The sequence below is a fragment of the Virgibacillus kimchii genome (assembly GCF_055379185.1).
Window position 1 is genome coordinate 2,564,099 of record NZ_AP043951.1, and the last position, 13,633, is coordinate 2,577,731.

Here is a 13,633-nt window from a genome sequence, read left to right on the forward strand (position 1 = left end):
ATGTATCAAAGCGTCTCCGATGTCGCAAATAGAGGCTGGGACTTAACTAATTTTATCGAGAAAAACCCAAACAAACCACTTGCCCAGCTCCGGGAATATACGAAGACTCCTTGAAAATGCTATGCATTTTCTCACGAAGATGTAATGCTGCCGAAGCGTTACTTGTCCCGCAGGATAAAAGGCATCGATGAGACCCCGCAGTGCGCCATTAATGAAGGCCGACTAAAAACGCCCTTTGCGGGCAACGTCGGCATACCCCTTGTCGGGGAAAGGAGGCTCACCAGCCGCCCGCGGCAAAGAAGACACTAAGAAAACGACCAACGGGAGTTTTCTTAGATGTCGCACTTGTGCCAAGGTGAAAGCGAAGTATATTCCCGGAGCGGCAGGTGATATTCCAACACCATGATTTGTTAGGATTTTCTTCGAGACTTTAAAGTTATGTCTCAACCTCGTTTTTTATTTACTGCTCAATTTCTCAAGCATATCTTTCGTCATACTGTCTATATCATATGCTGCACGGAAGCCCCATTCCTCTTTCGCTGCAGAGGAATCCATACAATTGGGCCAGCTTTCCGCAATTTGCTGTTTGACCGGATTGACATCATAGGTCAGCTTAAAATCAGGAATGTGTTTTCGAATGGCTTTGGCAAAGTCCTCCGGTGCCGCCGATATCGCTGAAATATTATAGGCATTTCGATGTTTCAGCTTCGCCGGATCCGCCTCCATTAACTGGATAATTGCTTTTAGGGCATCCGGCATATACATCATGTCCATATAGGTTCCCGCATCAATATCAGATCGGTAGGATTTACTTCTGACCGCTTCATAATATATTTCTACAGCATAATCTGTCGTTCCGCCGCCTGGGGGCGAAACATAGGAGATTAAACCTGGATAGCGGACCCCTCTCGTATCCACGCCAAACTTATGATAATAATAATCGCAAAGCAGCTCACCTGCCACTTTATTCACCCCATACATCGTTGTCGGCCGCTGCACGGTTTCCTGTGGGGTGTTATCTTTAGGCGTAGAAGGACCAAATGCTCCGATCGAGCTGGGAGTAAAAAATTGTAAACCAAGCTCCCGGGCCACCTCCAGTGCATTGATCAAGCCGCCCATATTCAGATCCCAGGCAAATTTCGGGTTGGCCTCTGCCCTGGCAGAAAGTAGCGCCGCCAAATGCATGACCGTATCCACCTGATGTTCTTTTGCCACCGAAAATAACTTGTCTGCATCCTTCACATCCACAATTTCAAAAGGGCCTTTCTCTCTCTCCCCTTCGTTTTTTCGAATATCAGTACCGATGACATTCTCTGTTCCATAAGTTTCACGCAGTTTCTCCACAAGCTCGGAGCCGATTTGTCCGAGCGCCCCTGTAACTAGAATTTTCTTCATTACTTAAATCCCTTCTCGTTAAAACTGATTAACTCGTCAAAAAGCCCATTTCTCTGCCGATTTTCTCATATATACCAATCGCCTCATCCAGCATTTCCTTTGTATGGGCAGCGCTCGGCATATTCCTTACACGTCCTGTACCGCGTGGTACTGTAGGGAATACAATGGACTTCGCATACACCCCTTCTTCATATAAACGTTTACTGAATTTCTGAGTGTCATTTTCATCCCCAATGACGACAGGCGTAATCGGTGTTTCACTTTCCCCGATGTCAAAGCCCAGTTCCTTCAGCCCTGATTTTAAATACGCTGCATTCTCCCACAGCTTATCATGCAGCTCCGTGCTTTCCATCAGCAGCTCGACTGCTTTTGTACTTGCAATTGCGTCCGCCGGGGAAACCGCCGTGGAAAATAAAAATGGACGGGAACGCACTTTCAGCCAATCGATTAAATTGGCTTTTCCTGCTACATAGCCGCCAATAACACCAATTGCCTTGGACAGCGTGCCCATTTGAAAGTCGACTTTATCCTGCAGGCCAAAATGTTTTACCGTACCTGCCCCTTTTCCGAGCACACCGGAGCCATGAGCATCATCCACATACGTAATTAAATCAAATTCCTCAGCTATCTCTACTATTTCCGGCAGTCTTGCAATATCCCCATCCATGGAAAAGACACCATCGGTAATGACCATGATTTTGTTATACTGTCCGGACTCCACTGCTTCTTTCGCTTTTTCGCGGAGATCTTTCATGTCTGAATGGTTATAGCGTAAAATTTTTGCTTTTGACAAACGGCAGCCGTCAATAATGGAAGCATGGTTCAATTCATCGGAAAGAATGGCATCATGCTTATCCATCACTGCTGAAATGGCAGCCATGTTACAGTTAAAGCCGGATTGATAGGAAATCACAGCTTCTGTTCCTTTAAATTCAGCCAGCTTTTTCTCCAGTTCTATATGGAGATCAAGCGTACCATTTATTGTTCTTACTGCTCCTGCTCCAACGCCATGGGAGTCCACCGCCTGCTTGGCCACCTCTTTTAACCGCTCATCTGTAGCCAGTCCAAGATAATTATTGGATGACAGGTTAATTAATTTTTTCCCGTCGATGTTAATTTCAGGCCCATTGGCTCCATGAACTGTTTCAATTTCGTTATATAGGCCATTCTCTTTCAAATCCGCAATATTTTCGTTTAAAAACTTATCCAGTATCTTACTCGACATGTATCATGCCCTCCTTATTTGTAAGCGCTTCAACGACTGTTATCTCCGCATTTTAATTATCTCAACTCTGCTCACTATTTGTTAGTTTAACATAAAGGAATCAAAATGTTTAACGAAAATCACAGAAATTAAAAGCTGAACTATTTTGTCATTTCATAAAACCCTGCAAACAATATTGCAAAATTTACCGCTCTATTTAAACAAAAACATATAGTATTTTTACATGGCATCGCTTATAATTTTGTATAGGAATATATTATTTTGGAGGAAGAAGAAAGATGCGGAAATTATTGGTAGTTTTATTTGCTGTGTTAATCATTGGAACCGGTATTTTTGGTTTGAACCATGACCCTGCACCAAATGAAATTATGGAAGATCCTGCTCATACGACGACTATATCATCCTAGTATGTATTTATATAAGGTTTAAGAGAAAAAGAAAAAGGAAAGTATCTTAATAAAGATAGCTTTCCTTTTGCTATTTACTCAACTATAGTTACGTCTACTGTCCGAACGCCCCAGCTATAGGCTTCATCTTTTGTTGGAACATGGATATCAATTTTATTTCCCTTTATTGCTCCGCCGACATCAGCGGCTGTTGCATATCCATATCCTTCGACATACACGGTGGAGCCTAATGGGATGACGTCAGGATCAACTGCAATTACTTTTGCGTTTGGATTGTTGTTCAGGTCAACCCCGGTGGATGTGATACCTGTGCATCCATCGCAATTAGCTGTATAAGCTGTCGCTGTTACGGAAAAAGTTTGTCCTTCCGCTTCTTCCTGGGTGTTGGATGCTGCTGCTTCATTGCTAGAAGCGTTGGAAGAAGATTCATTGGAAGTATTTGTTTCTTCCGTTGCTTCTGCATTTTCATTTGTGTTCGACTCAGAAGCATTGTCCTGATTTACATTTTCATTTGATTCGGAAGTATTGCTTTCACCAGTATTGGCATTTTGCACTTCCAGTTCCTGGCCAATGACGATCAAGTCTGTTGAAAGCTCATTCCAATCTTTCAGATCAGAGACAGTTACGTCTAAGTTATTGGCTATTCCAGATAAGGTATCGCCTTTTTCTACTATATATTTCTCTATATTATTGGTAAGGATCAGCTGGTTTGGATGAATGGTAGTAGAGTCCAAGTCATTTATTTCTACCAACTCTTCTACACTGGTGTCATTTTCATTGGCAATCATCCAGAGGCTGTCCCCTTTTTGCACCTCGTATTCCCCTGCTGAAACAGTTGTTGCAGCGGTTCCGGCAATGATGATGCCAGCAACGAATGAACCTACTAATTTCTTCATTCGATATTCCCTCCTTCAATTTCTAACAGTGCCTATCGTATCACAGGCCAATAGACAATGCAGTTACAACACGTTTAAGTGTCTGTTACAAGCATTACCAAGTTGGAAGGAATTTATTACAAGTTTAATAGATTTATTACAAAAAAGCAGAAATTCTTCTGTTTTGTTATATGAAAGACGATTTAATTGGGTTTTCGATGGCTATTGTAATAATTGGACCGCCATAGGATTGTCACTATTATGGAGATTTTTTCAGTTTGTAGATAAATGAATGGATAAATGCATTACTAAAACTGGCATTTACTCGCCTTTTAGTGAATGAATTAGTTTTTCTATCAACTTCTCAGCTAAAGTTTATACTCTTTTAACGTAAAAAAAGACCCCTTTCCGGAGTCTCGTATACGGTTTCTATATGCGGTTAGTTAAACAGCCCGCTGAAAAAGTTGCTGATAGCCTGGAACATTTCGCTGAAGAAATTTGCGACATTTTGCCAGAAGCCTTCATCCAGTCCCAATTCCTCCGCTCTGTCCATAATCGTATTGGCGATATCGTTAAGCTGATTTCGCACCTGATCAAAATCGATATTTAAATCACGCATTCTGTCAAACAGATCAATCAGTCTTTGCCGATCCTCTTCGCTTAAGTTTATTTCCAGGTTCTCCAATTGTTCCTGCACAATTTGTTCCACTTCTTCTCTTGAAGCAGGGTCCATCTCAGCAATCATCTGTTTAATTTCCGTCAGCAATTGACTGACTGTTTCCTGATCCATGCCTTCCTGTTCCGCTAAATCCGTGGCCACATCCAGTTCTTCATTTGCCAGTTCCATGCGTTCTTTATCCAGTTCTTCGCCTTCCACATCATAGGCTTTATAAATACCTGTTAGTGCGGAACTGCCGGTTACCTGCACCGGAGATGCTACATCCACGGTGGCATTCTCCACCCCGGCCGTCAGCATGGCATTGGCGTACATTTCCTTTGTCACATCCGTAATATTGGAAGGTGTTATAATATTTATGGTTAAGCCATTTCCCTCTTCCTGCCGGACTATCTTGGCACTGGAGTACATATTTGAATTCGGATTTCCATCAATATAATAGGCAATGTCTTCACCAGTCACATCATACTCCTCGACATCGGAGGCCTCATCCACCCGGAGAAGGGCACGAACCTCTTCCCGCTGTGCCTCGGACAGGGCATCTCCATACGTAACAATGGTAGAACCTATTCTTTCATCGACATTATCGGAATCACTTGCTCCACCTCCATCATCCGCCGTGACCGACATGGTGACGCCTGTAATCAAGCCAAAGACCAATACGAATAACGCAAGAATTTTAATATAATTTTTTTTCATTTGAATTCTCCTTTTATAAAATCCAGGATAAGATAATTTATTATAGATTAATATATTTACGCCTTGATCACAAGGTAAAATGGGATAAACTTACTTAATACTGTTTACTATGTCAACCAGGACATATAATGATGAATATTGTATACAATCATCCGTCATTTTTGGTTTCAAGAAGTATGAGCGATTTTTGCCGCAGGTGGAGCGGCTTTTTCTTATGTCGAACGATTTTCCAGGTGGACCGAGCGAATTCCACGGTTAGCGAGCGTATCCCTACGTAGCACGAGCGTTTTTCTGCTTCCATAGAGCTTGTTTTTTCAACTCCCTTATATTCTATGCTTGTCCCCTGAAAGAATATCCATTATTTTCTTCTTTTATTTCATAATTATATTATACCCATTTTTATTCATGGTGGATAGTACTCATTTTAAATGATAAGCAAAAAGCTTTCTTTTTTAAGCAAAATCAGTTATATTTAGGGTAACGAAATAATTTTTAGAAAGAAGGACATAACAATCGTTAATCCGAATCATATTGTAAAACGTAATTTAGCAATCATGTGGTTTGCTAATTTTTTTATTGCCGGAAGCATTACAATGGTTTTACCGTTTATATCCTTGTATATTGAGTCTTTCGGGAACTTCTCTGAAGCCTATGTTCAGAACTGGTCAGGCTGGATTTTTGCCATTACCTTTGTGACGGCCTTTATTTTCTCACCGATCTGGGGACGGATCGGCGATAAATATGGAAGAAAAAAAATATTGATCATGTCGGCCGCCGGTATTGGTTTGTCGGTTCTTTTAATGGGGTTTGCTACGAATGTATGGCAGCTTTTTTTATTGCGTTTTTTCATGGGGATCGTTACCGGATTCATCCCCATTTCTCAGGCTTTTATCGCCACACAAACACCGAAAGAAATTGCCGGAAGAGTGCTTGGTACATTACAGACCGGGAGCATTACCGGTACGTTAATGGGACCCTTGCTTGGTGGTGTGCTGGCAGATACATTGGGCTATGCCACATCGTTTAAGCTTGTTTCAATCACTGTATTTCTTTCTGCCCTCATTGTTCTTTTTGGCATTAAAGAAGTAAATGTTAAACTTTCAGATGATGAAAGAGATTATAAATCTTATTCCAGTAAAGAAGTATTCCTGCATATTGTTAGAAAGCCGGTCCTGCTCGTCGTTATGCTCATATCCATTCTCGTGCAGGTAGCTCATTTCAGTATTCAGCCGATATTATCTTTATTTGTTGCTGATATAAACGGGACTGCTCATATTGCCTTCTTCGCAGGACTCGCATTTTCTGCTGCCGGACTTGGCAATTTGCTTATGACAAGACGCTGGGGACGTCTGGGTGATCGATTTGGTTATATAAAAATATTGATTATCCTTTTGTTTGCAGCCGGAATTGTGTACTTACCCGGGGCATTCGTAACGAGCATTTGGCAGCTGGTTATTTTAAGATTTCTTCTTGGTGCAGCCATCGGAGGAATCATTCCGGTACGAATTGCTTATATACGACAGGAAGCACCTTTGTCCATGCAAGGTGAGGTGCTAGGATACAATACGAGTTTACGCTTTTTAGGTAACGTTATCGGCCCTGTACTCGGCGGAATGCTTGCCGGTTTCTTTGGTTTTTCATCTGTATTCATCGTAACAAGTGCCCTGCTTATTATTAGTGGAGTAATTATGCTCGTTACGTGGTATAAATATGAATATGAACCAAAACACAACCGTAAATTGACTGCACAGCAAAGGTCTACCCCTTAATTTTCGTCAGTCAGCTTGATTTTATGATGAAAATATGCTAAAACTAACAGAGTCCGAGGCGGACGTAATCTTTATAAATAGAAAGTAAGTGATTCATATGGGTATCGTCGTTGTGGAAGTGTGTGACGGAAATGCAATCACTACCATAGATATAGAGGAAATACTGGAAGAAGAATTTCCTGAAGTAGCTGTATTAATGAACGAATGTTTATCATTTTGCGGTTTGTGCCGGGTAAGACCCTATGCACTTGTAAATAACAAACGCGTTTTCGGCAGCACACCGGAAGATTGTTTAGATAAAATAAGAGAAGCAATAAAAGAAGAACTGGCTGTTTACCAATAATCGCCAGTTCTTCTTTTTATGTTACAACAAAAGCAAATGTCTATTACGTTCGGGTAATTTTTTAATCTATCGACAATTTATTTCCCGGGAAATGTATTTGTCGAAATACATATTTATTTCCTTACAAGCTTGCCCGAAGAATTTCGACAGCATCATCCTTGTTCAGTTTCTTAAAATTACCATACGTCGGACGGGCAATAACCGTCTTTTCGGCCATTTCTTCAATCGTACTCTCATCAATGGAATAATCACTTAATCTGGAAGGCGCACCAATACTGCTCCAAAATGCACGAAGTTCATCAATTCCTTCCAATGCAATTTCCCGATCTGACTTTCCTTCTGTCTCCACATTAAACACCCGTACCGCCAGCTGCTTGAAACGATCCTCATTGGTTTCATCCAGAACATGCTTCATCCAATTCGGAAATAAGATAGCCAATCCGCCGCCATGCGGAATGTCATGTACAGCGGAAGCCGCATGTTCCAGGTTATGGGTGGCCCAATCTCCTTTTAATCCCATGCTGAGCATGTCATTTAAAGCCAAAGTACCACTAAGCATAATCGTTTCCCTGTATTCATAACTCTCCGGATTATCCAACAGTTTCGGTGCAGTTTCCATTACTGTTTGTAGGATGGATTCACAAAAACGATCCTGAATCGGCGTATTTGTTTCCTGGTGGAAATAGTGTTCCAGCACGTGAGACATCATATCCACAATGCCGTAAACCGTCTGTTCTCTTGGTACTGAATATGTGTGCTCAGGATCCAGTATGGAAAATTTCGGCCATGAATAAGGGGAGCCCCAGCCATGCTTTTCGTTTGTCTCCCAGTTTGTAATAACAGAGCCCCGGTTCATCTCAGAACCTGTTGCAGCGAGAGTCAGTACTGTTCCAAAAGGAAGTGCATCTTCCGCTTTTGCTTTCTTCGTGACGATGTCCCACATGTCCACATCCGTTTTAGCCCCAGCCGCAACAGCTTTCGTACAATCGATAGTACTTCCGCCGCCCACTGCCAGCAGAAAATCGATTCCTTCCTTTTTGCAGATTTCCACTCCTTTGCGCACCGTGGAAATCCTTGGGTTTGGCTCTACCCCTGGCAATTCAAAGACATCAGCATTAATTTCACTAAGCTTATTTATCACGTTATCATAAATACCGTTCTTTTTGATGCTTCCTCCACCGTATACAATTAACACTCTATTTCCGTATTTTTCCACTTCCCCCGGCAAAGCATCCAATTGCCCTTTGCCAAAAATCAGTTTAGTTGGATTTTGAAAGATAAAATTATTCAAGCCTGACACTCCTTACAACTATTTCGTATAAGCAACTACTTCTATTTCCACAAGTGCATCTTTTGGCAGTCTGCTCACTTCAAAGGTAGCTCTTGCAGGGTATGGTTCGTTCAAATAACTGCCGTAAATGTCATTCACTGTACCAAAGTCATCCATGGAATTTAAGTAAATCGTGAATTTTACAGCCTGGGAAAAATCTGCATTGGCTTCGGTTAAGATCGCCTGTAAATTCTTCATCACCTGCTCTGTTTGCTTTTTAATTCCTTCTGCAAGATCTCCGGTTTCAGGGTTAATGCCTACCTGCCCTGAAACGTAAACAAAGTCTCCCGCCTGTATTGCCTGTGAATATGGTCCGAGCGCCTCCGGAGCATGTTTCGTATGAATTGCTTTTACCATATGAATCTTCCTCCTTTGTATAATTTCTTCTATTTTACCATTTTTGACCGGCTGTTCCTATTGTGATCGCAGCGGGGATCAGTCTTTACCTTCTTCCCTATGAAACAGTTCTTTCTCCCGCCACTTTCCAAAGCGGTAATAGCCATAGGCAAATACACTGCTGATTATAAAGCTTGCACCCATCCCAATGGCAATTCCTATATCCCCATATAGATTAGAGAAGAGAGCAGTTAACGGGAACCGCAGCACCCAAAAAGAAATGATATTCAGCACGAGTACTTGATACATTGCACCTGCAGCCCGAACAACTCCGTTTAAAATAAAATTTATCCCCAAAAACGGAAAACAGAGCGCAACAATTTGTAAGTAACGGGTGCCAAACTGTACTGCTGCTTCTTCCTGAATAAACAACCTGATTCCATACTCTGCGAAAAACACGACGATCAAGCCAATGGCAAGCATAAAGGCAAAATTATACAGCACCCCATATTTCGTAATACCTTTAATTCGCCCCCAATTTTTCACACCTATATTTTGCCCGGCCATACTATTTACCGCTGTTCCCAGTGCATGAGCAGGCAACATCAGTAAACTGTCCAGCCGTTGTGCAGCACTAAAACCAGCCACTACACCCGGCCCAAAATTTGTTACTACACTTAAAATCGCTGCTGAACCAGCGGAGATAACAGACATTTGCAGCCCTGCAGGTATACCAAGGTTTAATATGAGCTTCACCTCATGCCATGCAGGTAGCTTTGGACGTATAAAAGGTACTAGTTTTTTATATAAAACATACAACAGGCCGTATAAAAAAGCAGTACCTTGTGAAACAATTGTAGCGTATGCCGCCCCTTCGATTCCCAGGTTTAATCCAGCTATAAACAGCGGATTAACCATGATATTCATAATAACGGCGATCAGGACAAACCGCAGTGGTGTACGACTGTCTCCCATCGCCCGCAAAACCGTTCCAATAAAGTTATAACCGAATAAAAATAAAATACCGAGAAAATTAATCTGCAGATACGCTCTGGCACCATTCATCATTTCCTCAGGGGTACCAAGTAAATTCAACAGATTTTCCGCAAACACAAATCCTAGAGTACCTAATGTCAGAGCAATAACCGTTAATAACACGACAAACGCATTCAAATATCGTTTTAGACCGGTTTCGTTCTTCTTTCCTTTCTGCTGGGAAAGTATCGTTAGGGCAGCGTTATTAATTCCAATGACAAATGATAAAACCGTAAAGATAATGGTGGAGGAGATGGCAACAGCCCCCAACGCATCTCCGCCAAGTAAATTCCCCACCCATAAGCTATCTGCAAATTGATAGGATGTCTGCAATAGATTCGTTAGCATGATGGGTCCGGAAAAGATGATCAACTGCTTTAAAATATTCCCTTGTGTAAAATCATGTTGTTTTTTTCGCAAATTTTTCTCACGCCTTTCCCGGCAATTAAGAAAGCATAATACGAGCTTACTTGCCTAAGGTTTTCGAGCAGACACGCCTACAAAGTACCTTTATCATACATTTTTCATGGATATAGCACCATCTCCACCATTAAAAAAGAACTGTCCTGCCAAGTTCATCCCACGTAAAGAAGGAACCTGGATCGGACAGTCTAAGATTTCATTGATGCAACCTTTATTCAGTTGCATTTTGTGTTTCTTTTTTTCCACCTTTGCTGCCTTTGAATACAAATTGAAGAGCGAGCATGATGGCAAATGCAGAGAAACCGATTATATCCGAGGTGGTTCCCGGATAAATTAAGAATAATCCCGTAAAGAAGGCTGCAAACCTCTCAAACCAAGGAAGTTTTCGGTACCAGAATCCAATCATGCTTGCCCCAATGGCGATCATCCCGAGGATCGCCGTAAATATAATCAGGGCGACTTCCATGAAGGTTGTATCAATCATTAATATTTGCGGTTGCAGCACGAACATATACGGTATGATAAAGGCCGCAATAGCTATTTTTACTGCGTTTCCTCCTGTCCGTATCGGTTCCCCCCGGGATATACCCGTAGCAGCAAAGGCAGCCAGGGCGACAGGTGGCGTAATATCTGCCACAATGCCAAAGTAGAACACAAACATATGAGCTGCAAGTACCGGGACTGCTACTTCCAACTGATCATTCAATGCCAGAATAGCAGGTAAAGCAATTGTTGACGTAATGACATAGTTTGCCGTCGTTGGCGATCCCATTCCTAAAACAATGGAAGCAATCATCGTAAATACCAGTGTCAATATCAATTGCATATCCGTATTAACTGCAAGTGTACCGGCCAGGCTTACTAAACTATTTCCAATTTTTAATCCCAATCCAGTTCTCGTGACAACGCCAACAATGATACCGGCACATGCTGTAGCTGCTGCCACACCGAGTGCGGTACGGGCACCGGATGTTAATGCGACGATAAATCTGCTTGGTGTTATTCTTGTGTCTTTACGGAATAAGCTGATAAGTATCGTAATCGCTATCCCATAGAGAGCTGTTCTTTCAATACTGAACCCTTGGAACAATAGCCAGACAATGGCAACAATCGGGAGCAGCAAATGAATCTTTTTTAATACTTCCAGCCGATTTGGAAGCTGGTCCTTCGGCAGTCCATGCAGACCTGTCCGCTTGGCTTCCAGGTGGGTCATAATCCAAATCCCGGAAAAATACAGCATCGCGGGAATCGTTGCTGCCTTGGCGATCTCCCAGTAACTTTCCCCTGCAAATTCGATCATGAGAAACGCTGCGGCTCCCATAATCGGAGGCATAAGCTGACCACCTGTGGAAGAAGCCGCCTCAACGGCACCCGCAAAGTTTGGCCGGTATCCGAGTCTTTTCATCATCGGAATGGTATAAGAACCGGTCGTTACTGTATTTGCAACAGAGCTTCCGGAAATTGTACCATTTAATGCACTGGAGAAAATAGCCACTTTGGCAGGACCTCCGGTTCGTCTTCCGGCAATAGCCAAAGCAAGATCATTAAAGTACAGCCCAACGCCTGTTTGGACCAAGAATGCCCCAAACAAAAGGAATAGGAATATATACGTAGAGGATACTTGCAATGGTGTACCCAAAATACCTTCTGTTGTAAAGAACATCGAGTTGATTAATTGATTCAAACTCAGTCCCCGGTGCGCAAGATCTCCTGGCATATATGGTCCAAAATAAGCATAAATTAGGAATGCTGCTGCCACAATAACGATCGGAAGGCCGACTGCTCTTCTTGACGCTTCCAATACGAGTAATATGGCAAGGCCCCCAATAACCATTTGCCCCTCGGTAATTCCACCAATTTGCTGTACAATGGTATCGTAATAAACAGGCCAGTATCCACATACAATAATCGATAATATAGCTAATATATAATCATACCAGGTAACCTTTGCTTTTGGAGCTCCTCTTCTGGCAGGAAATAATAGAAAGATTAACGTTAACGCAAATCCCAGGTGGACAGTACGCTGAATGTAAGCAGTGTATTGTCCAAACATTCCTGTATATATTTGGAACAATGAGAATGCAATCAGGAGAAGGAATACGACAGTTGCCATAATACCGGTGAGATTTCGGGTATTGGATTCTGAGTCATACTTTTCCAGCAGTTCTTCATGCTCTTCTTCCGACATATCTGCATTATCCGACTTTGCTTCTTTTGCTTCATCTGTCTGCTGATTTGTTTGTATATTATCCTGTTGATCATTCTGCATTCCTTTTGCCTGATCATTATTATTTTTTGAATTGGCATCGGAATGATCCTTCAGATCTTCATATTGCTCGTTTTTTTGATTTTTATCCTGGTTTTTATCTTTTGAATCACTCATGGATCCTCACTCCTTTCATGATTTGCCATAACGATAGATAATCTACTTTTATGGTAAACCAGGCTCCGGGATCAAAGTAATCGTTAAAATATCTCATGTGCTCTTCCTCTTTTCCCCATACGAGCCGGTGTTCAGAAACCGCTTTCCCATTTCTCACTTTTAGTTCAGGGAAGACATTTTCCATATTTCTTATATGGTACTTACCGTCCTCATATACAAACTCTTCTCCTTCTTCTGCGTTGGACGGCATACCAATCCCAAATTCTTCATAAATAAATTCGTATTGTTTTATATGGTGATTATCAAGGACAATATATTTTTCCACTACATCAGTCAAGTGGATGGAATGGGTAAATATAATTTGAAAGGTGGCCTGATCTTCTACCGGCAAATAGGCCTCTATTTCATTCGTATTTTCTTTGTAAAATACCAAAGCCTGCCGGAAAGGTATGAACATAGCTATGAACAGCAATACTGCCATAAGAAGGATAATGATGAAAAGTTTTAATTTCATTGAGAGATGTCCCCTGTTTAATCCACCATAGATTATGTCATAATACACTTCAGCAATTTTATCATAAATATATTTCATTTGGAATCTATTTTTTTACAACGTAAGGAACAATTTTTACCTTTAGAGAAAATGCACCATGAATCCGCGTCATACGATATGTAACCAAAAATTCCATGTGTAATAATTGCATGAAAATAATTGGCCGACAGCACCCTCCTGTTCA

At 41.7% G+C, this 13,633-nt stretch carries 12 protein-coding genes; 3 read left to right on the plus strand and 9 right to left on the minus strand.

The features are described 5' to 3' along the window. Positions 1 to 456 precede the first annotated feature (456 nt). Positions 457 to 1,395 (minus strand): L-threonine 3-dehydrogenase, encoded by a 939-nt coding sequence (locus tag ACZ42C_RS12355; RefSeq protein WP_461180862.1) that lies wholly within the window; start codon positions 1,393 to 1,395, stop codon positions 457 to 459. Positions 1,396 to 1,423: 28 nt separating this feature from the next. Then, positions 1,424 to 2,620 carry a glycine C-acetyltransferase gene (locus tag ACZ42C_RS12360; RefSeq protein WP_461180861.1) on the minus strand — a complete coding sequence of 399 codons (1,197 nt, stop codon included), beginning with the start codon at positions 2,618 to 2,620 and terminating at the stop codon, positions 1,424 to 1,426. A 278-nt stretch (positions 2,621 to 2,898) separates the two neighbouring features. Between ACZ42C_RS12360 and ACZ42C_RS12365 the strand changes: the two genes are divergently transcribed. Further along, complete coding sequence (locus tag ACZ42C_RS12365) at positions 2,899 to 3,027, plus strand: hypothetical protein (RefSeq protein WP_461180860.1); 129 nt, start codon at positions 2,899 to 2,901, stop codon at positions 3,025 to 3,027. A gap of 74 nt (positions 3,028 to 3,101) precedes the next feature. Here the strand turns inward: ACZ42C_RS12365 and ACZ42C_RS12370 are convergent, their stop codons facing one another. Together ACZ42C_RS12370 and ACZ42C_RS12375 are read right to left on the minus strand one after the other, a co-directional pair. Further along, the gene (locus ACZ42C_RS12370) at positions 3,102 to 3,923 is read right to left on the minus strand and encodes a 3D domain-containing protein (protein ID WP_461180859.1); all 822 of its coding nucleotides are present in this window, start codon (positions 3,921 to 3,923) and stop codon (positions 3,102 to 3,104) included. A 418-nt stretch (positions 3,924 to 4,341) separates the two neighbouring features. Next, positions 4,342 to 5,277, minus strand: a complete 936-nt coding sequence (locus tag ACZ42C_RS12375; RefSeq protein ID WP_461180858.1) for a DUF1002 domain-containing protein — start codon at positions 5,275 to 5,277, stop codon at positions 4,342 to 4,344. 554 nt (positions 5,278 to 5,831) lie between these two features. Here ACZ42C_RS12375 and ACZ42C_RS12380 point away from each other — a divergent pair. Then, positions 5,832 to 7,046 (plus strand): MFS transporter, encoded by a 1,215-nt coding sequence (locus ACZ42C_RS12380; protein ID WP_461180857.1) that lies wholly within the window; start codon positions 5,832 to 5,834, stop codon positions 7,044 to 7,046. A gap of 97 nt (positions 7,047 to 7,143) precedes the next feature. Further along, the gene (locus ACZ42C_RS12385; protein WP_461180856.1) at positions 7,144 to 7,389 is read left to right on the plus strand and encodes a YuzB family protein; all 246 of its coding nucleotides are present in this window, start codon (positions 7,144 to 7,146) and stop codon (positions 7,387 to 7,389) included. Between the two features lie 121 nt (positions 7,390 to 7,510). On the opposite strand, the gene ACZ42C_RS12390 is transcribed toward ACZ42C_RS12385, so the two are convergent. From ACZ42C_RS12390 to ACZ42C_RS12410, 5 genes are all read right to left on the minus strand, one after another. Further along, positions 7,511 to 8,680 (minus strand): iron-containing alcohol dehydrogenase, encoded by a 1,170-nt coding sequence (locus ACZ42C_RS12390; protein ID WP_461180855.1) that lies wholly within the window; start codon positions 8,678 to 8,680, stop codon positions 7,511 to 7,513. An 18-nt stretch (positions 8,681 to 8,698) separates the two neighbouring features. After that, on the minus strand, positions 8,699 to 9,076 hold the full coding sequence (locus ACZ42C_RS12395) for a RidA family protein (RefSeq protein WP_461180854.1): 378 nt from the start codon (positions 9,074 to 9,076) through the stop codon (positions 8,699 to 8,701). Positions 9,077 to 9,154: 78 nt separating this feature from the next. After that, positions 9,155 to 10,510 carry an MATE family efflux transporter gene (locus ACZ42C_RS12400; protein ID WP_461180853.1) on the minus strand — a complete coding sequence of 452 codons (1,356 nt, stop codon included), beginning with the start codon at positions 10,508 to 10,510 and terminating at the stop codon, positions 9,155 to 9,157. 214 nt (positions 10,511 to 10,724) lie between these two features. Next, positions 10,725 to 12,701 carry a TRAP transporter permease gene (locus ACZ42C_RS12405; protein WP_461180896.1) on the minus strand — a complete coding sequence of 659 codons (1,977 nt, stop codon included), beginning with the start codon at positions 12,699 to 12,701 and terminating at the stop codon, positions 10,725 to 10,727. Between the two features lie 187 nt (positions 12,702 to 12,888). Then, positions 12,889 to 13,410 carry a DUF1850 domain-containing protein gene (locus ACZ42C_RS12410; protein ID WP_461180852.1) on the minus strand — a complete coding sequence of 174 codons (522 nt, stop codon included), beginning with the start codon at positions 13,408 to 13,410 and terminating at the stop codon, positions 12,889 to 12,891. Positions 13,411 to 13,633 lie beyond the last annotated feature (223 nt).